This window comes from Rhizobium sp. ARZ01 (assembly GCF_014851675.1).
Lineage (GTDB): Bacteria > Pseudomonadota > Alphaproteobacteria > Rhizobiales > Rhizobiaceae > Mycoplana.
Genome location: NZ_JACVAE010000002.1, coordinates 545,054 through 565,795, shown reverse-complemented (window position 1 = coordinate 565,795; position 20,742 = coordinate 545,054). Strand labels below are relative to the sequence as shown.

24 protein-coding genes and 1 tRNA gene are annotated in these 20,742 nt (G+C 61.4%); 12 read left to right on the top strand and 13 right to left on the bottom strand.

Annotated features, from left to right (window positions below):
- Positions 1–327 precede the first annotated feature (327 nt).
- From IB238_RS16875 to IB238_RS16845, 7 genes are all read left to right on the top strand, one after another.
- Positions 328–756 (top strand): pilus assembly protein N-terminal domain-containing protein, encoded by a 429-nt coding sequence (locus IB238_RS16875; protein WP_192249329.1) that lies wholly within the window; start codon positions 328–330, stop codon positions 754–756.
- A 250-nt stretch (positions 757–1,006) separates the two neighbouring features.
- On the top strand, positions 1,007–1,534 hold the full coding sequence (locus tag IB238_RS16870) for a TadE/TadG family type IV pilus assembly protein (RefSeq protein WP_246723690.1): 528 nt from the start codon (positions 1,007–1,009) through the stop codon (positions 1,532–1,534).
- Positions 1,531–2,166, top strand: a complete 636-nt coding sequence (locus IB238_RS16865; protein WP_192249323.1) for a TadE/TadG family type IV pilus assembly protein — start codon at positions 1,531–1,533, stop codon at positions 2,164–2,166. The genes IB238_RS16870 and IB238_RS16865 overlap by 4 nt, the downstream gene beginning before the upstream one ends.
- Positions 2,167–2,320: 154 nt before the next feature.
- Positions 2,321–3,550 carry a phosphopentomutase gene (locus IB238_RS16860; protein WP_192249320.1) on the top strand — a complete coding sequence of 410 codons (1,230 nt, stop codon included), beginning with the start codon at positions 2,321–2,323 and terminating at the stop codon, positions 3,548–3,550.
- A complete protein-coding gene (locus IB238_RS16855; RefSeq protein ID WP_192249317.1) occupies positions 3,547–4,515 on the top strand; it encodes an adenosine deaminase in 969 nt (322 codons plus the stop codon). Before IB238_RS16860 ends, IB238_RS16855 begins: the two co-directional genes overlap by 4 nt.
- Positions 4,516–4,653: 138 nt before the next feature.
- The gene (gene upp / locus IB238_RS16850) at positions 4,654–5,283 is read left to right on the top strand and encodes a uracil phosphoribosyltransferase (protein WP_192249314.1); all 630 of its coding nucleotides are present in this window, start codon (positions 4,654–4,656) and stop codon (positions 5,281–5,283) included.
- Between the two features lie 123 nt (positions 5,284–5,406).
- On the top strand, positions 5,407–5,931 hold the full coding sequence (locus IB238_RS16845; RefSeq protein ID WP_192249311.1) for a TIGR02281 family clan AA aspartic protease: 525 nt from the start codon (positions 5,407–5,409) through the stop codon (positions 5,929–5,931).
- Here IB238_RS16845 and deoA read toward each other — a convergent pair.
- Genes deoA through IB238_RS16810 form a run of 7 tightly spaced genes read right to left on the bottom strand, consistent with a single transcriptional unit; the run spans position 5,921 to position 12,845 of the window.
- Positions 5,921–7,234 (bottom strand): thymidine phosphorylase, encoded by a 1,314-nt coding sequence (gene deoA / locus IB238_RS16840; RefSeq protein WP_192249308.1) that lies wholly within the window; start codon positions 7,232–7,234, stop codon positions 5,921–5,923. The genes IB238_RS16845 and deoA overlap by 11 nt on opposite strands.
- Position 7,235: 1 nt before the next feature.
- Positions 7,236–8,009, bottom strand: a complete 774-nt coding sequence (gene deoC / locus IB238_RS16835; RefSeq protein ID WP_192249305.1) for a deoxyribose-phosphate aldolase — start codon at positions 8,007–8,009, stop codon at positions 7,236–7,238.
- Positions 8,002–8,811 (bottom strand): purine-nucleoside phosphorylase, encoded by an 810-nt coding sequence (locus tag IB238_RS16830; RefSeq protein WP_192249302.1) that lies wholly within the window; start codon positions 8,809–8,811, stop codon positions 8,002–8,004. Before IB238_RS16830 ends, deoC begins: the two co-directional genes overlap by 8 nt.
- Positions 8,808–9,200 (bottom strand): cytidine deaminase, encoded by a 393-nt coding sequence (locus IB238_RS16825; RefSeq protein ID WP_192249299.1) that lies wholly within the window; start codon positions 9,198–9,200, stop codon positions 8,808–8,810. Before IB238_RS16825 ends, IB238_RS16830 begins: the two co-directional genes overlap by 4 nt.
- 3 nt (positions 9,201–9,203) lie before the next feature.
- Complete coding sequence (locus tag IB238_RS16820) at positions 9,204–10,175, bottom strand: ABC transporter permease (RefSeq protein WP_192249296.1); 972 nt, start codon at positions 10,173–10,175, stop codon at positions 9,204–9,206.
- Positions 10,176–10,179: 4 nt separating this feature from the next.
- Positions 10,180–11,313 carry an ABC transporter permease gene (locus tag IB238_RS16815; protein ID WP_192249293.1) on the bottom strand — a complete coding sequence of 378 codons (1,134 nt, stop codon included), beginning with the start codon at positions 11,311–11,313 and terminating at the stop codon, positions 10,180–10,182.
- Positions 11,310–12,845 (bottom strand): ABC transporter ATP-binding protein, encoded by a 1,536-nt coding sequence (locus tag IB238_RS16810; protein ID WP_192249290.1) that lies wholly within the window; start codon positions 12,843–12,845, stop codon positions 11,310–11,312. Before IB238_RS16810 ends, IB238_RS16815 begins: the two co-directional genes overlap by 4 nt.
- Before the next feature lie 170 nt (positions 12,846–13,015).
- On the opposite strand from IB238_RS16810, the gene IB238_RS16805 reads away from it, so the two are divergent.
- Positions 13,016–13,246 (top strand): SlyX family protein, encoded by a 231-nt coding sequence (locus IB238_RS16805; protein WP_192249287.1) that lies wholly within the window; start codon positions 13,016–13,018, stop codon positions 13,244–13,246.
- Between the two features lie 68 nt (positions 13,247–13,314).
- Here the strand turns inward: IB238_RS16805 and IB238_RS16800 are convergent, their stop codons facing one another.
- The 3 genes from IB238_RS16800 to IB238_RS16790 all read right to left on the bottom strand — a co-directional run bounded on the left by IB238_RS16800 (position 13,315) and on the right by IB238_RS16790 (position 15,547).
- Entirely contained in the window at positions 13,315–14,307 is a 993-nt protein-coding gene (locus IB238_RS16800) for a BMP family ABC transporter substrate-binding protein (protein WP_192249284.1), read from the bottom strand.
- A 230-nt stretch (positions 14,308–14,537) separates the two neighbouring features.
- Positions 14,538–15,188: a peptide-methionine (S)-S-oxide reductase MsrA gene (msrA, locus tag IB238_RS16795; protein ID WP_192249282.1), complete on the bottom strand. Its 651-nt coding sequence runs from the start codon at positions 15,186–15,188 to the stop codon at positions 14,538–14,540.
- Between the two features lie 38 nt (positions 15,189–15,226).
- On the bottom strand, positions 15,227–15,547 hold the full coding sequence (locus tag IB238_RS16790; RefSeq protein WP_192249279.1) for a hypothetical protein: 321 nt from the start codon (positions 15,545–15,547) through the stop codon (positions 15,227–15,229).
- 238 nt (positions 15,548–15,785) lie between these two features.
- Here IB238_RS16790 and IB238_RS16785 point away from each other — a divergent pair.
- Positions 15,786–15,875: transfer RNA gene (locus IB238_RS16785), tRNA-Ser, on the top strand.
- Positions 15,876–16,272: 397 nt separating this feature from the next.
- Here the strand turns inward: IB238_RS16785 and IB238_RS16780 are convergent.
- Positions 16,273–18,042, bottom strand: a complete 1,770-nt coding sequence (locus tag IB238_RS16780) for a hypothetical protein (protein WP_192249276.1) — start codon at positions 18,040–18,042, stop codon at positions 16,273–16,275.
- Positions 18,043–18,188: 146 nt separating this feature from the next.
- Here IB238_RS16780 and IB238_RS16775 point away from each other — a divergent pair, with 146 nt between their 5' ends.
- The gene (locus IB238_RS16775) at positions 18,189–18,476 is read left to right on the top strand and encodes a hypothetical protein (RefSeq protein WP_192249273.1); all 288 of its coding nucleotides are present in this window, start codon (positions 18,189–18,191) and stop codon (positions 18,474–18,476) included.
- A gap of 44 nt (positions 18,477–18,520) precedes the next feature.
- Here the strand turns inward: IB238_RS16775 and IB238_RS16770 are convergent, their stop codons facing one another.
- A complete protein-coding gene (locus tag IB238_RS16770) occupies positions 18,521–19,132 on the bottom strand; it encodes a thermonuclease family protein (RefSeq protein WP_192249270.1) in 612 nt (203 codons plus the stop codon).
- A gap of 277 nt (positions 19,133–19,409) precedes the next feature.
- On the opposite strand from IB238_RS16770, the gene IB238_RS24985 reads away from it, so the two are divergent.
- Positions 19,410–19,544 carry a hypothetical protein gene (locus tag IB238_RS24985; RefSeq protein ID WP_281414473.1) on the top strand — a complete coding sequence of 45 codons (135 nt, stop codon included), beginning with the start codon at positions 19,410–19,412 and terminating at the stop codon, positions 19,542–19,544.
- A 421-nt stretch (positions 19,545–19,965) separates the two neighbouring features.
- Positions 19,966–20,289: a hypothetical protein gene (locus IB238_RS16765; protein ID WP_192249268.1), complete on the top strand. Its 324-nt coding sequence runs from the start codon at positions 19,966–19,968 to the stop codon at positions 20,287–20,289.
- 92 nt (positions 20,290–20,381) lie between these two features.
- Here IB238_RS16765 and IB238_RS16760 read toward each other — a convergent pair whose 3' ends face one another.
- Positions 20,382–20,738: a hypothetical protein gene (locus IB238_RS16760; RefSeq protein WP_192249265.1), complete on the bottom strand. Its 357-nt coding sequence runs from the start codon at positions 20,736–20,738 to the stop codon at positions 20,382–20,384.
- Positions 20,739–20,742 lie beyond the last annotated feature (4 nt).

Below are 20,742 nucleotides of genomic sequence, written 5' to 3'. Positions count from 1 at the left end.
CTCCACGAGTGTTGGGTTCAGCACGTCCGACAACTGTTTGCCGTTGTTCGGATGACTGCAACCTACAGACGTCGCATTGCTGCCTGCTTAAGGAAATCGGTTACTGGAGTGTTAATGCGGCCTGCCAGATATTGTGGTAAACAAAGGGCCAACGATCGCGCGGGCGGCACGCGGGCGCTGGAGATGCTGAAAAGTGACTCGGAGCGCGTCGAGTAGCGGTCCGCTTTTTAACCGCACACGCAGGGGCTGAAGAATTCCGGGCTGATTAAGGCTTCATTCACCATTCACGGCGATGCTAGCGAAAGCGACAGCTATAAGGTATTCGGGATGGAAACCGTCGGGGCACTTGCCACCTCCAGGATCATGCGTCTGGTCATCGGCGTACTGCTTTCACAGACATGTCTTGCGATCGGCGCCGCCCGTGCCGAGGAGAATGATATGCTGCGGGTCTATATGGACCACGCGCGCGTGCTCAAGCTCGATCGCCCGGTGAGCAAGGTCATCGTCGGCAACGCCGACGTTGCCGATGCGACGGTGGCCGATGCCAAGACGATCGTTCTGACCGGCCGCAATTTTGGCACCACCAATCTCGTCCTGCTCGATGCGGACGGCAATGCGATCGTCGATGAGCGCATCCTCGTTTCAATTGATGAGGGCAATACCGTTCGCGTGTTCCGTCAGACGGAGCGCTCGGTACTTTCCTGCACCCCCATCTGCGAGCAGCATGCGCAACGCACTGCGAACACCTCCCCCTGAAGAAAAAGTATCGCCACTATGCGAAAGTGAGTGCCTGCTAAAATGCCTCGGCTCCTGCTTACGAAAAATAAACAATCGATGAATTAAGCTTGCCGAAGCTGTCCTGCCGGGGCGCCATGAGGGTAGACGGCACGGCGATGCGTGGATCTAAGCATCCGGCGACCATCAGCGATGGGCCGACGATGTGGGTGTAGGGTGTGTCGCAACCATGCTGACAATCGGGAAGCGGGCAAAGAGGAAATTGGGGCTTATGAAGCGCTTCCTTGGCGAGCGCCAAGGTGCCACCGCCATCGAGTTTGCCATAGGCGCCCCGGTGTTCTTCGCCGTCGTGTTTGCGATCCTGGAGACGTTCGTCGCCTACATGGCCGGGCAGGTCCTGCTCAACGCCAATGATGCGATTGCGCGCCAGATCCGCTTGGGCCAGATCACCTTCAATACCGGCCGTTCGACCGATGTAGAGAATGAGGCCGCGTTTCGTAAAAAATACTGCGCTGAGCTCACGATTCTGGTCACGTGTTCGTTAGAGGAAATCGAGATCCCTTCGAAACTGGAAATCGATGTCGTCAGCGTCCCCTTGAGCGGCCTTTTGACGGCCAAAGAATCCAAATTCGAGCGCAGATATGCACCAGGTGGAAAATCGTCCACAAATCTCATTCGCGCAAAGTATCACTGGCCTGTGATCGTGGACTACCTTCGTCTGCTGCCTCCGAATAGCTCTTTGGGGGCTTCCCACGAGCTGGTTGCTACGGCGGTAGTCCAAAACGAGGACTACAAATGACCGATGGGGTAGAAAGCGGAAGGCCCGAAAAAGGTCTGTTGGCGACACTGCTTCGCCTCAAGCGCGCGCGGAACGGCTCCGCCGCCGTCGAACTCGCCATCGTCGCACCACTCCTGCTTTTCGGCTATATCGGTGCCTATGAGCTATCGGTGGGGATGACGGTCTTGAACAAGGTCGGTCGGGCGTCAGCCACCATCTCCGACATGATCGCCCAACAGGAATCGGTCAATTCGACTTTCCTGACCAGCATGAACGACGTCGCCGCCGCCGTAGGCTCGCCCAATATGACGACCGGCACGGTCGAGAAGCCGCAGAACTTCAGTTTGACTGTGACTGGCATAGCCGTCGATGACAATGAAAAGTCAACGGTCGCTTGGTCACGTGGGTGGGGTGACGAAGCCGAGGCCAAAGTGCCAGGCACCGACGGCAAGCTTCCGGAGGACATGCGCAAGACCAGGAGCTTCTACGTCGAAACCAAACTCGTTCTTCCCTACAGGGTGCTGATCTTTCTGCCCAGCCTACCCGGTGTGCCTAAGGCCACGGATGTTCAGCCGATCAAGCTAACCCGCGTCACCTACAGCCGCGTTCGCAAGGGCAACGACATTTCTTGCAACCTTTGCATGGCCAAATAGTGGGCAGTCAATTCGACTTGGACAGGGCGAGAATCCTGCCGTAAGGCTCATCGATTTTTCTTGAGCGCACGTCTTTTTCCGTGCCATGTCGTAGCAAAGTGCAGCCGTGCCGACAGATCGACATGGGTCGCCTTGTGTTCGAAATAGGTGTCGGATGGCCAGAGCGTTTCTCTTCGTACTTGATTCCTTCGGCATCGGCGGGGCGCCGGATGCGGCTGCGTTCGGTGACGAGGGCGCGGACACGCTCGGGCACATCGCCGAGTTCTGCGCTGCGGGTGCCGCGGAACGTTCTGGCCTGCGTCAGGGACCGCTGAAGCTTCCCAACATGGCTGCCCTCGGCCTGCTCCACGCCGCGCACGCGGCGACCGGACGCTTTCCGGCAGGCATGAATGTCCCCGAGCGCGTTTTCGGCCACCATGGGGCCGCAACCGAAGTCTCGCGCGGCAAGGATACGCCGTCCGGCCACTGGGAAATCGCCGGTACACCCGTCATGTTCGATTGGGGCTATTTTCCCTCAGAAGGCGATGCCTTTTCCCCCGAACTGGTCGCGGCGATCTGCGAGATCGGCAAGGTTCCGGGAATCCTTGGCAATTGCCACGCGTCCGGCACGGATATCATCGCCCGATACGGCGAGGAGCATATCCGTAGCGGAAAGCCGATCTGCTACACCTCCTCCGATTCCGTTTTCCAGATCGCGGCACACGAGATCCATTTCGGGCTCGATCGGCTTCTGTCGTTCTGCCAGACGGTACGGATCATTCTCGACGAATGGCCGGGTGGCAAAATTGGTCGCGTGATCGCGCGCCCGTTTGTCGGCGAGACGCCGGCGACCTTCGAGCGAACCGGCAACCGGCGCGACTATTCGGTCGAGCCACCGGAGCCGACCCTCCTGGATCGCCTGACCGAGGCGGGACGCACGGTACACGCCGTCGGTAAGATCGGGGACATTTTCGCCCACAAGGGCATCGGCAGGCTGTCGAAGGCAAACGGCAATGCGGCGCTCTTCGATGAGACGTTGCGCGCCATGGATGAAGCCAAGGACGGCGACCTCGTCTTCACCAATTTCGTCGATTTCGACATGCTCTACGGTCATCGCCGCGACGTGGCGGGTTACGCCGCTGCACTTGAGGCGTTCGACCGGCTTCTGCCGGAGGTCGATCGTAAGATGCGTCCGGGTGATTTGCTCATTCTCACTGCTGATCATGGTTGTGACCCGACCTGGCGCGGCACCGATCACACGCGTGAGCGGGTTCCGGTCCTGACCTTCGGCCAAGGGATCCGCTCCCGTCTGCTGGGGACCCGCATGACCTTTGCCGACATCGGGGAAACGATCGCAAGGCACCTGGGCATTCCGCCCGGACCGCACGGGAAAAGCTTCCTGTGAGCGCACATGTGAAGAAGGCGGAGCTTCATTGTCATCTGGAGGGTGCCGTGCCGCCGGCGCTGGCACAGGCGCAGGCGAGGAAATACGGTGTCGATGCCAGCGGGTTCCTGTGTGACGGCGCCTATGTCTGGCGCGATTTTACGAGTTTTCTTGCCGCATATGATGCTGTGGCCGACCTCTTTCGCACCGAGCACGACTACGCGTTGTTGACGGAGACCTATCTCGAAGAGCTTGCCGCGGCCGGAGCGGTCTACAGCGAGCTTTTCGTCTCTCCCGACCACGGCGAGGCAGTCGGGCTAGGCGCCGATGGTTATATTGCCGGTATCGGCCGGGGAATCGAGTTAGCGAAAGCGCGGACCGGGATCGAATGCCGCATGGTCGTGGTCGGCCTCAGGCACCGGGGACCGGAGCGGGTCGAATGGGCCGCGCGTTACGCCGCGAACTGCCGCAACCCACTCGTCACCGGTTTCAACATGGCCGGTGACGAGCGAATGGGACGCCTTGCCGACTACGCCCGTGCATTCGACATCGCGCGCGCTGCGGGCCTCGGCATCACCGTTCACGCTGGCGAGCTTTGCGGCGCGTCCAGCGTGCGCGACGCGCTGGACCATATCCGTCCAAGCCGCATCGGGCATGGCGTACGCGCAATCGAGGATCCCAACCTCGTAGCCCGGCTGGCGGGCGAAGGCGTCGTTCTCGAGGTCTGTCCGGGGTCCAACGTAGCACTCGGTGTGTTCCCGGACTTTGCCGCACATCCTCTCCGCCGACTGCATGCCGCCGGGGTCAAGGTTACGCTCAACTCCGACGATCCGCCGTTCTTCCAGACCTCGCTGCAACGGGAGTATGCTATCGCCTCCGAGGCAATGGGGTTCACCGAGGCGGAGCTCGATGGAATGACGCGGACCGCCATCGAAGCGGCCTTCGTCGACGAGGCGACGCGTACAGCACTCCTTGCGCGCCTCTGATCCGGCTTCGCTATTTGTGCGAAGCGGTTTTGTGCCCAATCGGGGATGAGCTGCCGTAGGCGTCTGCGATCTCTTGCAGGAGGTGGCGTTATTGTGGAAAAAGAGGGCCATCAACAGAGAAATAGGGAAGGTTTGTCCATGGACGGCGTCACAGTCATCGATCACCCGCTCGTGCAGCACAAGCTGACCATCATGCGCAAGAAGGAAACGTCGACCGGCAGTTTTCGCCGGCTGCTGCGCGAAATCTCGACCCTCCTCTGCTACGAGGTCACGCGCGATCTCGAGCTGACGACCGAGCGCATTGAAACACCGCTCCAGGTCATCGACGCGCCGATCCTCGAAGGCAAGAAGCTCGTCTTCGCTTCGATCCTGCGCGCCGGCAATGGCCTGCTCGAGGGCATGCTCGAACTCGTCCCCTCCGCCCGCGTCTCCCATATTGGCGTCTATCGTGACCACGAGACGCTTGAGGCGGTGGAATACTTCTTCAAGGCGCCGGATCTCCTGGCCGAGCGCCTGGTCATCGTCGTCGACCCGATGCTGGCGACCGGTAACTCGGCGATCGCGGCGATCGAGAAGCTGAAGGAACGCGGCGCCACCAACATCCGCTTCCTCTGCCTGCTGGCGGCCCCGGAGGGCATCCGGAACTTCCGGGCGGCACATCCGGACGTGAAGATCTACACCGCTTCCATCGACAGTCATCTGAACGAAAAGGGCTACATCATGCCTGGCCTCGGTGATGCCGGTGACCGGATGTACGGCACGAAATAGGTGCATTAACGAAGCGTTTGCCACAGCGCAGGTTCGTTGTGGCAAAACGGGACAGGTCGAGCGGATATTTCTGTTCCGTCAACCCGGGCATGCTCTAGTTGGGACGTTCCCAAGGAGATGCCCATGTTCGCCCGCAGTCTTTTCGTGGTCGCCGCCGTTGCCGTCGCCGCGGTCTATGTGCCCGGCCTTGCCGGCACCTACCTTCAGGTCGAGCCGGAAACCAAGGCGACAGAAGCGGCAAAGGCGCAGCCGGTTTCGACTGCCCGCTACACCGGTAATCGCGGTGTGACGCTGGAAGCGGACGGTGCCGGCCATTTCTCCGGCCTGTTCATGGTCAACGGCCGCAAGGAAAAGGGGATGATCGATACCGGCGCCAGCATGGTCGCGATCAACCTGTCGACCGCCGAGCGGCTCGGCATTCTGCGCAAGAATCTGGACTTCCGCTATGCCGTCGACACCGCCAACGGGAAGGCGCGGGCCGCCTATGTGCGCCTCGACAGTATAGCCATCGGCTCCATAAGCGTCCCGAACGTCGGTGCCATGGTGCTGGAGGACAAGGCGCTGTCGGGCATGCTGATCGGCATGACTTTCCTCAAGGGACTGTCGTCCTACCAGGTGGATGGCGACAAGATGCGGCTCATTCGCTGATACGGCCGACGATCGGGTACTCGGGGCCGGGCGCCTCGTCGCCGACCATGTAGAGGCTGCGTAGGCGCGCGGCACCAGCCGCCGCCTCGTCAAGCGTCCGGGCATGCACGCGCCCGATCTCATCGCCCTTGTCCATCCATGTCCCGAGCGGTCGCAGCCGGTCGAAGCCGACGCGATGATCGATCGACTGATCGGGGCGCGTTCGGCCGCCGCCCAGCTCGATGACGGCCATTCCGATACCGCGGGCGTCGCAGGCTTTGAGATAGCCGACTTCATCCATCGTGACCGGGAGGATGACCGGTGCCTTTGCGAGTATCGAACTTGGATCGTCAAGAAGGTTGCCGGGACCACCGAGAAGGGCGACCATCCGCGAAAAGGTTTCGGCGGCGCTGCCGTCCAATAGGGCGCGCTGTGCCGTGGCATGCGCAGCAGTTTGATCCGGCTCAAGGCCGGCTGTCACCAGCATTTCTCCGGTGAGCGTCAGAACGACCGTTTCCAACCGCGTTCCCGCCTTCTCGCCTTTCAGGAAAGCGATGCAGTTTTCGATCTCCACCACGTTGCCCACGGCGTCAGCCAGCGGTTGGTTCATGTCCGTGATCACGGCTGTGGTGCGCAGGCCCGAACCGTTTGCGACTTCAACGAGCGCGCGGGCGAGGCGCTCGGCGTCCGGCCGGTCGGTCATGAACGCGCCGTTGCCGAGCTTGACGTCCAGCACCAGTGACTGGAGCCCGGCGGCAAGCTTCTTTGACAGAATCGAGGCCGTGATCAACGGCACGGAATCGACTGTTGCCGTGACGTCGCGGATGGCGTAGAGGCGCCGGTCGGCGGGCGCCAGATCGCGCGTCTGGCCGATGATGGCGCAGCCGGCGTCCTTCACGGTTCGACGGAACAGGCTGGATGGTGGATTGATCGTGTAACCGGGGATCGACTCCAGCTTGTCGAGCGTGCCGCCCGTATGGCCGAGGCCGCGCCCGGAGATCATCGGCACGGCCAGTCCGCAGGCGGCCGCGATCGGCGCCAGCATCAGCGAGACATCGTCGCCGACGCCACCGGTCGAATGCTTGTCGGCAACCGGACGGTCGATGTCCCGCCAGTCGAGGACCTCACCGGAATCCCGCATCGCTTCCGTAAGCGCCACGGTTTCGCCCGCGTCCATTCCGCGAAACCACACCGCCATAGCGAAGGCGGCGACCTGTCCCTCGCTTGCGGTGCCGTCAGCCAGCGCGGAGATGAACTCGCGGATGGCTTCGGGCTTAAGCGCCTCGCCGTCGCGCTTGCGGCATATGATCTCCTGCGGGAGCATCTCAGTAGGTCGCGTTCGAGCTACCGGACCCGCGGCCATCGAGCACAGCGAGGATGTCACCCAGGAGACCGGAGGCGCCGAAGCGGAAGGTGGAGGGGATCGCCCAGTCCGGCCCATGGATCGTTGCGGCAAGATTGAGGTAGAGGGCCGCGTCGCCGACCGTGCGCACACCGCCGGCTGGCTTGAAGCCCACCTTGCGTCCGCTTTCGCGGATGGCGTTCAGCATGATGTCGGCGGCCTCGAGCGTTGCATTGACCGCGACCTTACCGGTCGAGGTCTTGATGAAGTCGGCACCGGATGCGATCGCTAGGTGGGAAGCGTTGCGGATCAGGTCGCGATCCTTCAATTCGCCTGTCTCGAGGATGACCTTAAGCAGGACGGGTGGCGCGCAAACCGCGCGCACAGCGACGACCATCTCCCGTACCGCCGCCTCGTCCCCGGCTATAAGGGCCTTGTAGGGGATGACCAGATCGATCTCGTCGGCGCCGTCCGCGATAGCCTGTCTGGTTTCGGCAACAACGTCATCGACCGGCAGACCGCCAGAAGGGAAATTGACCACGGTCGCGATCCTGATCGGGCTGCTGGATCCAAGCAATGCTCGCGCCTGCTTGACGAAGCGCGGCCAGATGCAGATGGCTGCCGTGTGGCCGAATGGTGTGACGGCCTGCTGGCACAACAGTTCGATCGCTGCGGCGTCGCAATTGTCCGTCAGGTCGGTCAGATCCAGCAGTGACAGCGCCTTGGCTGCCATCTGGCGGGGTGTGGTCTCATTCATCGTCCGTGTCTCCGCCCGAGATCATTTCTGCAAGGACGGTGGCAAGCCGTGTGCCGCCGACCGGGGCCATGTCCTTGGTTTCGTGATGGCTGAGTTCCGCGCCGGTCATGCCGGCGCCGAAATTGGTGATCACCGAAGCCGCCGCGACTTTCAGTCCGAGGAAGCGGGCGATCAGCACTTCCGGCACAGTCGACATTCCGACAGCATCGGCACCGAGGATGCGTGCCATACGGATCTCGGCCGGCGTTTCGAAGTTGGGCCCGGAGAACCACATGTAGACACCCTGGTGCAGCGGCGTGCCGGTCTTCTCCGCAGCCTTCTCCATTCGCGCAGCCAGTCCCGCATCGTAGGCATTGGTCATGCCGACGAAACGATCGTCGCTCTCGACGCCGATCAGCGGGTTGGCACCGGCAAAGTTGATGTGGTCGGCAATGCGCATCACCGAGCCGGGCGGCATGTCCTCGCGAAGGGAGCCTGCCGAGTTCGTCAGGATCAGCGACTGCACGCCGAGGCCCTTCAAAACCTCTATCGGCCCGCGCATGGCGTTCGCATCGCCGCGCTCGTAGTAATGCACGCGGCCCGACAGCATGATCACCGGCACGCCCCTGAGGAGGCCCACGACCAGTTCGCCCGCATGGCCGGATACAGCGCTGACCGGAAAGCTGGGCAACTCGGCGTAGGGGATGCGAACGCTGTTTTCCACCGCGTCCACCAGCGAGCCCAGCCCGGAGCCGAGGACGATGCCATAGCGCGGCAGAAGTCCGCCGAGGCGCGGGACGAGATGATCGATTACCCCTTTCATCCGATGACCTCCGTTGCGAAGCTGTGCGGAAGAAGTTTATCCATCGTCAAAGTTTCCTTCACGCCCGTCTCGTCGCAGAGATAGATGCGCGTCGAGGGGGAAGCGAATTCGGCAATCTTCTGCCGGCAACCGCCGCAGGGTGGGCAGAGCGGCAGCTTCTCGGCGATCACAGCCATTTCGACGATCTTCTTCGCGCCGCCCATGATCATGGCACTGATCGCCGTCGGCTCGGCACACCAGCCCTGCGGAAACGAGATGTTCTCGATGTTAGCGCCGGCATAGATCCTGCCGTCTTCGGCGCGGATGGCCGCGCCGACGGGAAACTTCGAGTAGGGTGCGTGGGCGAATGCCATTGCATTCCGCGCCGCTTCGAACAGGTCGTGCGACATTTCTCAGCGCTCCTTCACGTAAGGGACGCCGCCTGCCTTGGGCGGAATGGCCTTGCCGATGAAGCCTGCCAGCAGGACGACGGTAAGGATATAGGGCAGCGCCTGCATCAATTGTACCGGGACCTTACCGATCAGGGGCAGCGGTGTTCCCTGGTAACGGATCGCGAACGCGTCGAGAAAGCCGAAGAGGAGGCAGGCAAGCATCACGTTGACCGGCCGCCACTTGGCGAAGATCAGCGCCGCGAGCGCGATATAGCCCTTGCCGGCGGTCATGCCCTTGGTCCAGCCGGCATTGGCGGCCAGCGACAGATAGGCGCCGGCGACACCGCACAGGATGCCGCAGCAGATGACGCCGCGATAGCGCATCCAGATGACGGAAATGCCGGCCGTATCGACTGCACCCGGATTCTCGCCGACGGCGCGCAGGCGCAGACCGAACCGCGTGCGATAGAGGATCCACCAGGTGATAGGCACCATCAGAAAGGCGAAGTAGGTCAGCGCCTGGTGACCGGAGATGAGATCGGCATAGATCGGGCCGAGCAGGGGAACACCGCGCAGCTCTTCCGCAAAGGGCAGGTCGATAGCCTGGAAGCGCGCGCCTTCGGCAAGTGCCGGCGTGCGACCGCCCTGCCGGAACCACGCCTCGCCGAGGATGACGGTTGAGCCGGCCACGATGAAGTTGATGGCCACACCGGAAACGATCTGGTTGCCGCGCTGCGTGATCGAGGCATAGCCGTGGACCAACGAAAGTAGGACCGAGACGACGACCGCCGCGAGCAGTCCGGCCATGGCCGACTGCGCAACGAAGGCCACGCAACCGGCGGCAAACGCGCCACCGAGCATTTTGCCTTCCAGGCCAATATCGAAGACGCCGGCCCGCTCGGTGAAGAGGCCGGCAAGCGCTGCGAGAATGAGGGGCGTCGAAAGGCGGATCGTCGATTGGCCGAGTTCGAGGAAGAGCTGGAGTAGGTCCATTGTATCAGGCTCCCTTGACGGCCGCTTGCGTGCGCCCGCGCCCGGAGAACGCGAGGACGGCGCGCGTGATGGCGGGACGGAACATGTGCTCCAGCGCACCGGCAAAGAGGATCACGAGACCCTGGATGATGACGATCATGTCGCGCGAAATGGACGGCATTTCGAAGGAGATCTCCGCGCCGCCCTGGTAGAGCACGCCGAACAGGACCGCCGCCGGAATGATGCCGGCCGGATGCGACCGGCCCATCAGCGCCACGGCGATGCCGACAAAGCCCGCGCCTTGCACGAAATCGAGCTGCATGCGGTAGGTTTCGCCCATGATCGGGTTGAGCGCCATCATGCCGGCGAGCGCACCGGAGATCATCATGGTGATGACGATGATGCGCGCCTCCTTGATGCCGGCATAGCGGGCGGCCGCCGGGCTGTGCCCCATCGTACGCATCTCGTAGCCGAGCCGGGTGCGCCAGATCAGCACCCAGACGCCAAAGGCGGCTGCGAGCGCCAGAAGGAAGGTGACGTTGAAGGGCGAGGTGCCGACGCTGAGCCCGAAGATCGACATCAGCCAATCAAGTTTCGGCAGCTGTCCGCCGGCGTCGAAAGTGCGCGTCTCCAGCGACATAGAGCCAAGCGGCTTCATCACGCGGTTGAGCATGTAGTTCATCAGGCTCGCGGCGATGAAGTTGAACATGATCGTAGTTATGACGATGTGGCTGCCGCGCTTGGCCTGGAGCCAGCCGGGGATGAACGCCCAGGCGGCGCCGAAGAGGGCGGCCCCTAGGATCGCAACTGGAAAAACCACGTACCAGGGCATGATCCGGTCGAGCCAGAGGCAGGCGAGCGCCACGCCGATACCGGCGACATAGGCCTGCCCTTCGCCGCCGATATTGAACAGTCCGGCGTGGAAGGCGACGGCGACGGCCAGGCCGGTGAAGATGAAGGTGGTGGCGTAGTAAAGTGTGAAGCCGATATATTCGCCGCGCCCGAAGGCGCCATTGATCATATGGTAGGCGGCTTCGAGCGGGCTCTCGCCAACGAGCAGCACGACGAGGCCGGCCACAGCGAAGGCGACGACCAGGTTGACGAGCGGTATCAGCCCGTATTCGACCCAGGCCGGCAGTTTCACATAGGGGACACTCATTCTGCGGCCTCCTTCCGGCCTTCCACGCCGGCCATCAACAGGCCGAGTTCGCCTTCGGTGGCATCGGGTGCGCGCTCGCCGACGACGCGGCCGGCAAACATGACAAGGATGCGGTCGGACAGGGCACGGATCTCGTCGAGTTCAACGGAAACAAGCAGAACCGCCTTGCCCTGATCGCGCATCTCGATGATGCGCTTGTGGATGAATTCGATCGCCCCGACATCGACGCCCCGCGTCGGCTGGCCGATGATGAGCACGTCCGGGTCGCGTTCCATTTCGCGCGCCAGCACGATCTTCTGCTGGTTGCCGCCGGAAAAATTGGCGGTCTTCAACCGGGCGTTCGGCGGGCGGATGTCGTATTTCTGGATCTTCTCTTCCGCGTCCGCGCGGATCGCGTCGACGTCGAGCAAAACGCCCTTTCGGTATTTCGGATCGTGATGGTAGCCGAGGATCGCGTTCTCGCTCTCCTCGAATTTCAGCACCAGGCCGACATGGTGTCGGTCTTCCGGCACGTGAGCGAGGCCTCGCGCGCGAAGTTCAGCCGGATCGGCGTCGCCGGTAACATTGATCGCCTCGCCGTTCAGCAGCACGGTCCCGGAAATCGCACGCCGGATTCCCGATATTGCTTCCAGCAGTTCGGACTGGCCGTTGCCGGCTACACCCGCGATGCCGACGATCTCGCCAGCGCGAATGTCGAAGGAGACGTTATCCACCATCGTCACCCCGCGGCTGTCGCGGACGGTGAGGTTGTTGACCGAAAGCTTGACGTCGCTGGGATGGGCTTCGCCCTTTTCGACGCGCAGCAGCACGCGGCGGCCGACCATCAGCTCCGCAAGCTCCTCCACCGAGGTCTTGCCCGTCTCACGCGTCGCAACCATCTCGCCGCGGCGCATGACGGAGACTTCGTCGGTAATGGCCATGATCTCGCGCAGCTTGTGCGTGATGAGGAGGATCGTCTTTCCCTGTGATTTCAGCTGTTCGAGGATGCGAAACAGGTGGTCGGCTTCCGCCGGGGTCAGTACGCCCGTCGGCTCGTCAAGGATCAGGATGTCCGCCTTGCGATAGAGCGCCTTGAGGATTTCGACACGCTGCTGGATGCCAACCGGCAGTTCCTCGATCACCGCGTCCGGATTGACCTCAAGCGCATATTCCTTTTCGAGGCGCTTCAGTTCGGTCCGCGCCTTGGCGATGCCGGCGTTGAGGATCGAGCTCTCCTCGGCCCCGAGCATGACGTTCTCCAGCACAGTGAAATTCTCGACCAGCATGAAATGCTGGTGGACCATGCCGATGCCAGCGGCGATCGCCGCATTCGGGTCTCGGATGTCTACCGGGCGGCCATCGACCAGGATCTCGCCGCGGTCGGCCTGGTAGAAGCCGTAGAGGATCGACATCAGCGTCGACTTGCCGGCGCCGTTCTCGCCGATGATGCCATGGATGGTGCCCTTGCGGACCTTCAGGTTGATGTCCTTGTTGGCATGGACGAGCCCGAAGCTCTTGTCTATGCCCTTCAGTTCTATAGCCAATTCGCCCATGACCATCCGTTGTTTTCCCACATGGAAACCGACCGTCCGCTTGGCGCGGATTCTTCTGGTTCAGTCTTGTTGCTTCCGTTCCGCTTGTCCAGCATCATTGCGGCCAGCCCCATCATTCGATAGACCCACCGCAACGAAGCGGAGGCGGTCGTGCCAGGACCGATCGAACCATGACCAATCGTGAAACCCTCGACCTTGCCACCTCAAGCCGCGTCGCCGCGCTGGAAGAGCATATCGCCCACCAGGACCGTACGATCGAGGAACTCTCCGACCAGCTTGCCGAGCAGTGGAAGGTCGTCGAGCAGATGCGCGCAAAACTCGACCAGCTGACCGAGCGCTTCCTCGTTCTCGAGGGGAACGCGTTGGAAGCGCCTGCGATCACACGCCCGCCGCATTACTGACGCGCCGAGCAGGCACAGAAAACCCGCCGGTCCTTTTCAAACCGGCGGGCCTTCGATCCGAACCCCGATCAGTAGGGGCAGGTCTCGTCCGACATGTAGTCGTGGACGGTGACCGTGCCGGCAATGATGTCAGCCTTGGCCTTTTCGATCGCAGCCTTCATTTCGTCGGAGATCAGCGGGGCGTTGTTGTCGTCCAAGGCGACGCCGACGCCGTCCTCCTTCAGGCCGAGCACGTTGATGCCGGGCTTGAACGTGCCGTCATTGGCGGTCTTGAAGGCATCATAGACGGCCACGTCGACGCGCTTGAGCATCGAGGTCAGCACCTTGCCCGGATGCAGCATGTTCTGGTTGGAATCGACGCCGATGCCGAGCTTTCCGGCATCCGCTGCCGCCTGAAGGACGCCGACGCCCGTGCCGCCGGCGGCGTGATAGACGACATCCGAGCCCTGGTCGAACTGGGACTTGGCGATTTCGCCGCCCTTGACCGGGTCGTTCCATGCGTCAGGCGTCGTGCCGGTATAGGCTTCCAGCACCTTCACGTCCGCGCCGGTCGACTTCGCGCCACCGATGTAGCCGCAGGCGAATTTGTGGATCAGCGGAATGTCCATGCCGCCGACGAAGGACACGGTCTTGGACTTCGAAGACATGCCGGCGAGGATGCCCGCGAGCCAGGAGCCTTCCTCTTCCTTGAAGACGACCGAACGAACATTCGGCTTGTCGACGACCATGTCGATGATGGCGAACTGGGTATTCGGGTATTCGGCAGCAATTTTTTCCAGCGTCGCGGCCCAGGAGAAGCCGGCCATCACGATCGGATTGTTGCCGTCGCCGGCGAAGCGGCGCAGCGCCTGTTCGCGCTGGGCGTCGTTGGCGATCTCGAAATCGCGATATTCGATACCGGTTTCGGTCTTGAACTTTTCAGCCCCGTTGAACGCGGCTTCGTTGAAGGATTTGTCGAATTTGCCGCCCAGATCGTAGATGATCGCCGGCTTGATGTCGGCCGCAAGCGCCGTCGCCGACATGGCCGCTGTAGCAAGAAGTGTCAGAAAGGTTTTTTTCATCGTGCAGCCCTGTTGCTCTGATTATGTCGGGTCCCTCCCGCACGTCCCGTATATGACGGGTTTGCGGAGTCGCCGACCCCGTTCCCTAGGGTCAGACGGCCGCGATCCTTGCATGGTTGCAGGAAAAATTCACCAGAATTTTTTCACTTGGTAAAAAAACGTTGCGCGCCCGGAACGGCCTGTCACCGGCGTCTCTATGGGCACCCTAACACCCTGTGTTTCTTGCCACCTTAGCCGACGGCGCAGGCAACACCCGTACCCCGGAGACCGCAATACCCGTCGGGGTTCTTTGCAAGGTACTGCTGGTGATACGGCTCGGCGAAAAAGAATGGCCCGGCAGGTGCGATCTCCGTCGTGATCTTGCTGCCATGGCCGGCTGCATTCAGTGCCGCCTGATACCGGTCGCGAACCTTGCGGGCTGTTTCGATCTGGTCGTCGCCGGTCGTGTAGATTGCCGAGCGGTAGGTCGTGCCGATGTCATTGCCCTGGCGCATGCCCTGGGTTGGGTCATGCTGCTCGAAGAAGACCTTCAACAGGTCTTCCAGGGAAACGACTTGCGGATCGTATACCACCCGAACCACTTCCGCGTGGCCGGTAAGCCCGGTCGTGGTCTCCTGATAGGTCGGGTTCGGCGTGATGCCGCCCGAATAGCCGACCGCTGTCACGTACACCCCCGGGATTTGCCAGTAGAGCCGCTCGGCACCCCAAAAGCAGCCGAGACCCAGTAGGATAGAGCGTGTGTTGTCTGGATACGGCTCCTTCAGCAGGCGGCCGTTGACGAAATGCGTTTCCGCCGTCGGGATTGGATCAGGTCGCCCGGGAAGCGCGCTCTCCGGCGTTGGCATCGTCGTCTTCTTGTTGAACATGTCGATCAGAAACACGCGAATACTCCTTGTCTATTCCCGCCGACGATCGGCGCTCAGGCGGTGAAGCGGCCGGCGAAGGGCCGGCGCTTGTAGCCGGCCATCCAGAACAAAAGCGAAAGCACGAGCAGGACTATCGACGCCGGCTGCGCGAGAACCCAAAGGGCGACGGGGTCCCACAGGGCAGGATGAAGCCGGTTCATGATCGTATCGGCGACGAAGGCGATCGAATCGGGGCTTGAGGCAGTCCAGGCCACCGCAAGCGGTGTCAGCACCGGCTCGGAGGCTGCCACCGACTGGATCGCGTCCAGCGTTGCGGCCATGATGGCCATCGCAAGGGCTATGAGGCTGAGGATCCGAAAAATGAAGCGGAACATCGATTTGCTTGACTCCGAGGCGGAACGACAACGCACAGTCCGCAGCTTCCAACGATAGATAGGAGTTACGGGCTTTTGTTGCAATCCGGCCCGCTGCTGCGGCCGATCGCGACGATGTTAAAATTCTGTCAGAAAGCGGGTTGATCCCGTCGCCATCATCGGTATATATCGCGCCGTCCCGCCCCAATGGAAACAGGAAGGCGGCCCGCACCGGGTTGACCGCCGGTCGTTTGCGGACGGACAGGTGGCCGAGTGGTTGAAGGCGCACGCCTGGAACGCGTGTATAGGGGAAACTCTATCGAGGGTTCGAATCCCTCTCTGTCCGCCATTCCTCTCCCTAAATGGCTGACAGATAGCGCTTTTTCGAGAGTGCTTTTTGGCGTTCCTCCCAATTCGTTTCGGAAGGCGGAAAATCTTGCTGGACGGCGCAGGACGGCTGATGCGCTCCCGATAGGGCTTGCCACCTGAAAAACTCCAGGGCCCAGGCGAACCCGAAAAAATTGAGAGCCACCCCCGGGGACGGCGAGCGTACTTCGCCCCTTGAACTCGGTGAATAGCTTCTCGATTTATGGCGCTGTCGGTAGAGTGTCTTGTCATTGGGATAGGGTCTTCATCCGAAGCAATATGGTGACCCGAGCAAAAGCTGTAGAGTTGAAGCCTTCGCTTCTCCTTATCCGGACCGCGGGGGTGCGGTCGATTGCCAATGCGCGTGCTGCTTCCTCCCCTTAATGCGCGGGGATCTTCATCCCAGCTTTTCGCAGCCCGTCATAAATCCGCTCCTGATCTTCGGGGCGGTGGAAACGCATCGCTATTTCCTTTCGGATACCGTCCAGAAACTCGGGTGCATGCGCTGTCAGCCAGTTGCGTTCTTCCTGTGCCTCTGCAAGCTTGCCCTGCTGGCCGAGAATGGCGGTCAGGATGATATGGTAAATGGGACTCTCGCGCAGGTCTGCCATGCGGACCCATCGCTCGGCGCCACCGTAGTCCCGGTCTATGTATGAGCAGACGGACAGTGCGACCTGAAAATACCCAATAGGCCCCGGATTGCGGCCAACGGTCTCCTTTACCAGCGCACATCCGCGCTGCCATTGCCCCGACAGCGCCAGGCGAAATCCGTACTCGCCGCTGAGTTCCGTATCGTTCGGATTGATGGTGAGGGCCCGTTCCCCCACGGCAATGGCCGTGTCGACATCACCCCGGAAGAAATAGGCGAGCATCTGGGCCTGCAACGCGCGAACACTCTGGGGATCAAGTTGGACGGCGCGCTCGGCTGCCTGCACCGCCACATCGATCGGAGGCGGGGAGGGCGTTTGCAAGCGGTAGCGGAAACGCAGTTCGTCGATGTAGGTGAGCGACAGCAGTGCCCATGCCGTTGCATAGTTCGGAAAGCGCGCGACGGCCTCCTTCAGGCAGTTCTGGACCGATGCGTGCGTTTGCGGGTGCAGATCCGCTCGATAACCATAGTAGGACAGGGTGCAGGCGTATGCCTTCCAGTCGGCGGAAGGCGCCTGGAGCATCTGGGCCGCATCTGTCTGGAATATGATGCCATAGGGTTGGGCAAGCGTAGTTGCGACCAAGCGCGCCATATCGGCCTCAAGATCCAGAAGTTCGCGCGCACCAATGTCAGCATCGTAACTGCTGGTCCATACGACGGAGCCATCTGTCCGGCTGACGAGGCGAGTGGTCAATCGGAGCCTGTCGCTGTCTGCCCGCACGCGCCCCTCAAGCATATAGAGCGGGAGACTCTTATCGGAAGGGTGACTTGCTTCGGCGGCATCGTTCGGCCGGCCAGCGACGATCTCTATTTCCTTGAAGCGGGCCATCTGCCCGATGACCTCATCTGTAAGACCTCGTGCGATCATCGCCGAATTCGGTGTGTTGGTGAGGTCCTCGAACGGTTTGACAATCACCTGTGGCATGTTCGGCGTGGCGCTGGGGAATGGCCTTGAATCCGAATTCCAGTACTGAATGTCACGCAAATTGCTCAGCAAGGCCATCCCCGCAACCGCAAGGGTAACAATGCCGAGTGCAGTGCCAAAAGCAGGCCATCCCCTCTTGCCCTTTTCTGCGCCAAACCGGGCCTCCCCGGGTTGCGAGGTTAGCGTCTTCGGCGCTGCGCCATTGAAGCGGGTGAAAACGGGAACGTAGCCACCCTTCGGCATGGTGATGAGAATAGGGTCCCGCTGCCCCGCGAGAAGGTAATAGCGCTCCAAGGCGCGCCGGACGCGCCCTGCCTCGATCCGAACGACAGGATCGTTCTGTGCGTCGAACGTTGCGTCGCGGCCGAAGACCTCTATGGCAATGGAGTAGGCTTTGATCCTGTCTGCCCGCCCTTCAAGCGCCTCCTCGACGACATAGGCGAGGAATTTGTGCGCCCGGTCAGGCGCGTCGAACGCCGAGCTTGCTCGGATTCGTGCGAGTTGGTCCTGGATTTCGCTGTTCGTAGGCGGAGTGGAGACGTCCGCCGGAACGTTTTCCGGTATAGCCAGACTCACATCCGTTCCCCTCGTGCCTTCGCGTAACAAGGATAGCTAGGACCCACGCCTGTATGTTCAAGTATGTTACGTCAACGGATCGAGGCGGCGCAATATCATCCTTCAATACCTGCATTCCATCTGCTGTGTCTGGCCGGAGAAACGCCATGACTGGATCGGGGGGAGATGAGGGACTGTCGTCTGCGCTTCGGCGATTTCCGACTCATGCAGCACAGATCCAGCATCTGATCGAGCGCAACGAGAGCTTTCGAGCGATGTGCGACGACCTCGCGATCGCAGAACAGGCGTTGCTTTCTGTCGACCGGCTGCCAAGTGCGGTTCGTGACGATCGGCGCATTGAGTTCACCCAACTGGTCGATAGTCTCGCCGCTGAAATCGAGCGCTCCTTGAGCCTGATCAAGGTCGTATCCCTTGTGCCGCGGCTTAACAGATAGCGAGGCCGCGAGCCGTGGCACCGCGCGTCTTGCCCAAAATCCGCCTACGGGCACCAAGACTCGCGCTGCCCGGTCCAGGGCCTGGCCAGGCCGCGTGCGACGAGAGCGTCGCCAATCGACTTGCCGTCCCGGCGTACGACACGAAGCTTGCGGCCAAACTGGTCCTCGCCGATCGGACGCCATTCGGCAAGTTCGAACTGGCCCGCGTTGAGCAGAATGCGTAAGGCTTCCTTGGCGTCACCACCGAGCAGGCGTTCGCGGTCGCATTTCGCTTCCTTCGTCGCCGGAACGTAAATGTCGGCCATGCGGATCCTTACGCCGCGATAGATGAAGTTGCCGCCATCCACGATGCAGTTGTCCTGCTTGATGCCACAGTAGAAGAAGGTGATATCGTTAGTGCCGGAGCCGGTTTCGCTCGCCGCCGCGTGCGGAAGCGTCGGCCTTTGATCCGGCGTTGGCGGCGGAACATGGGGCGTTCTGGTCTCCGCCGGCCTGCTGGGTGCCTTGGCCTCAACTTTGCGGGTGGCCTCAATCTTGCGGGTGGGCTCTGCGGGCATCAGCCGCGAGGCAAGGTCGGGCAGGTTTTCCCTTGCCACGATAACGCCGATGATCGCTAGGCCGAGGAGATACCAGGGCCACATTCGACTGCGTGCCACTGATGGCCGACGGCCTCCGGTGCTTTTGCGTTTTCGCGTTTTTTGGGGGGGCATGTAAAGGATCCGGAATCGGTAGGACGCCGGGCTAGGTAGCCCTGCTTGGATGGGCATGTCAAAGAGACGACTTCAGCGGGGTGGGCGTGGAGGGTGGTTTAGTGACAGGCGTAAAAATTTCGTTACTTCCCCCTGTCACGGTTTTTTGTTCATCTGGCGTTCAGAAAGCACTGATGCACCTTTCGGTGCTGGTGTAGCCTGACTCTGTATAAGGAGGGCGGAGATGATTCGTACCAGTCTGTCAGTGACGGTGTTTGTCACATTTATCGCCGTGATGTTCGGATTGGCGCTTGCTCCCGAGTTTGTCGCCTCCCATTTTGCAGGGGATGAAGTCGAGCAGGTCGCTGTCGTCGAATAAGGCGGCTGCATCGTTACGAACGGTCGGCGACCGGCTCCCGGAAGTCGTTGACTAGGTTTTGGCGCATGGGTCAACAATTCGATCTAGATTGTCCAAAACTGCTTGGAACAAATGCTGATTGCAATTAAGCTTCTAGTGGTGGCGCTAGCTCCACCCTACAAAAGGTCCCAACCTGTGCCTCCCGGCGCCCGCGCGCAGCGCCGGGTTCTTCCTGTTGCGATCTGAATTTTGCAAGCCGTATTCCCCAGGAACTTCCAGCAGGTTTGTCCGTTTGACGACCAGCGGACACGAACGATAGTTCGTGTGTTTGTGCGGCCGACAGCAGGCGTTGCCGTTTTCGTGGGTCCGCTTGGATGCGCCGCCATGAGGTGGCACAGTTGGCACCATCGTCACAACCTGCGCCTCTGAAAGGGAGACAAGTATGGCAAACTTCGATGCTCAGGCACAAATCGAGGCCCTTCGCGAAGAGATGGCGAAGCTTCATGAGGAACTTGCGGCGCAATCCGCCGAAGTTTACGAAGGGATCAGTAACCGAGCCGGTAAAGCGGGCAGATCAATGCGCGCAGCGGCCAGAACCGGTGCTGGCTATGTCCGATCCGAAGGAACCGCTGTCGCTGATGCAGCGCGCGAGCACCCCGCCGCCGTCTCGACGCTGGTTTTGACGGCCGGCCTCGCCGGTGTCGTCATCGGCTACCTCTTGGCGAGCGCCGCCGAACCACCTACGCGCAGCAGATATTGGCGTTGAACTTAGGCTCTTCCGTACTTTGCGGTGCAGCCCAATGATGATGTGGTCGCCGATTGTCACCCTGTAATCTCGTCACTCGTCAGTTGAGCCCATCACCGTCGGCGAAGGCCGAAAAGATAGCCGACGAGTGACGCACAGAGAACTGCGGACAATGGGTTTGCGACTACCGCCGCACGTACGTCGTCCCGCAGCGAATTGACCTGCGATACGGCATACTGGCCGCTGCTTTCGGCGAGAACACCGAGCGATGCTTTGAGGCGTGCTACCTCTTCTTTCAGTAGCGCAATCTGCTCGACGATTGCAGCCTTTGCCGCCTCGGCATCCTGCTCCTCCACCGGGGTGCGTTCAGGGACGTCTGTGTCCGTCTTGCTTGCCTTCTTGTCGCTGCCGCGCACGACGCCGATCGACGCGCGCCGACCGTTTTCACCTGTTTCCTTGTCATTTGCCATCTAA

What these genes read in the sequence shown, in the direction of transcription:
- IB238_RS16790 (WP_192249279.1), bottom strand. Translation starts at nt 15,547, where the DNA reads ATGTTCCGCTTCATTTTTCGGATCCTCAGCCTCATAGCCCTTGCGATG.
- IB238_RS16805 (WP_192249287.1), top strand. Translation starts at nt 13,016, where the DNA reads ATGACCAATCGTGAAACCCTCGACCTTGCCACCTCAAGCCGCGTCGCC.
- upp (WP_192249314.1), top strand. Translation starts at nt 4,654, where the DNA reads ATGGACGGCGTCACAGTCATCGATCACCCGCTCGTGCAGCACAAGCTG.
- IB238_RS16870 (WP_246723690.1), top strand. Translation starts at nt 1,007, where the DNA reads ATGAAGCGCTTCCTTGGCGAGCGCCAAGGTGCCACCGCCATCGAGTTT.
- IB238_RS16765 (WP_192249268.1), top strand. Translation starts at nt 19,966, where the DNA reads ATGGCAAACTTCGATGCTCAGGCACAAATCGAGGCCCTTCGCGAAGAG.
- IB238_RS16830 (WP_192249302.1), bottom strand. Translation starts at nt 8,811, where the DNA reads ATGAAAGGGGTAATCGATCATCTCGTCCCGCGCCTCGGCGGACTTCTG.
- deoA (WP_192249308.1), bottom strand. Translation starts at nt 7,234, where the DNA reads ATGCTCCCGCAGGAGATCATATGCCGCAAGCGCGACGGCGAGGCGCTT.
- IB238_RS16810 (WP_192249290.1), bottom strand. Translation starts at nt 12,845, where the DNA reads ATGGGCGAATTGGCTATAGAACTGAAGGGCATAGACAAGAGCTTCGGG.
- IB238_RS16860 (WP_192249320.1), top strand. Translation starts at nt 2,321, where the DNA reads ATGGCCAGAGCGTTTCTCTTCGTACTTGATTCCTTCGGCATCGGCGGG.
- IB238_RS16825 (WP_192249299.1), bottom strand. Translation starts at nt 9,200, where the DNA reads ATGTCGCACGACCTGTTCGAAGCGGCGCGGAATGCAATGGCATTCGCC.
- IB238_RS16820 (WP_192249296.1), bottom strand. Translation starts at nt 10,175, where the DNA reads ATGGACCTACTCCAGCTCTTCCTCGAACTCGGCCAATCGACGATCCGC.
- IB238_RS16865 (WP_192249323.1), top strand. Translation starts at nt 1,531, where the DNA reads ATGACCGATGGGGTAGAAAGCGGAAGGCCCGAAAAAGGTCTGTTGGCG.
- IB238_RS16815 (WP_192249293.1), bottom strand. Translation starts at nt 11,313, where the DNA reads ATGAGTGTCCCCTATGTGAAACTGCCGGCCTGGGTCGAATACGGGCTG.
- IB238_RS24985 (WP_281414473.1), top strand. Translation starts at nt 19,410, where the DNA reads ATGATTCGTACCAGTCTGTCAGTGACGGTGTTTGTCACATTTATCGCC.
- IB238_RS16760 (WP_192249265.1), bottom strand. Translation starts at nt 20,738, where the DNA reads ATGGCAAATGACAAGGAAACAGGTGAAAACGGTCGGCGCGCGTCGATC.
- IB238_RS16875 (WP_192249329.1), top strand. Translation starts at nt 328, where the DNA reads ATGGAAACCGTCGGGGCACTTGCCACCTCCAGGATCATGCGTCTGGTC.
- IB238_RS16800 (WP_192249284.1), bottom strand. Translation starts at nt 14,307, where the DNA reads ATGAAAAAAACCTTTCTGACACTTCTTGCTACAGCGGCCATGTCGGCG.
- IB238_RS16775 (WP_192249273.1), top strand. Translation starts at nt 18,189, where the DNA reads ATGACTGGATCGGGGGGAGATGAGGGACTGTCGTCTGCGCTTCGGCGA.
- deoC (WP_192249305.1), bottom strand. Translation starts at nt 8,009, where the DNA reads ATGAATGAGACCACACCCCGCCAGATGGCAGCCAAGGCGCTGTCACTG.
- IB238_RS16845 (WP_192249311.1), top strand. Translation starts at nt 5,407, where the DNA reads ATGTTCGCCCGCAGTCTTTTCGTGGTCGCCGCCGTTGCCGTCGCCGCG.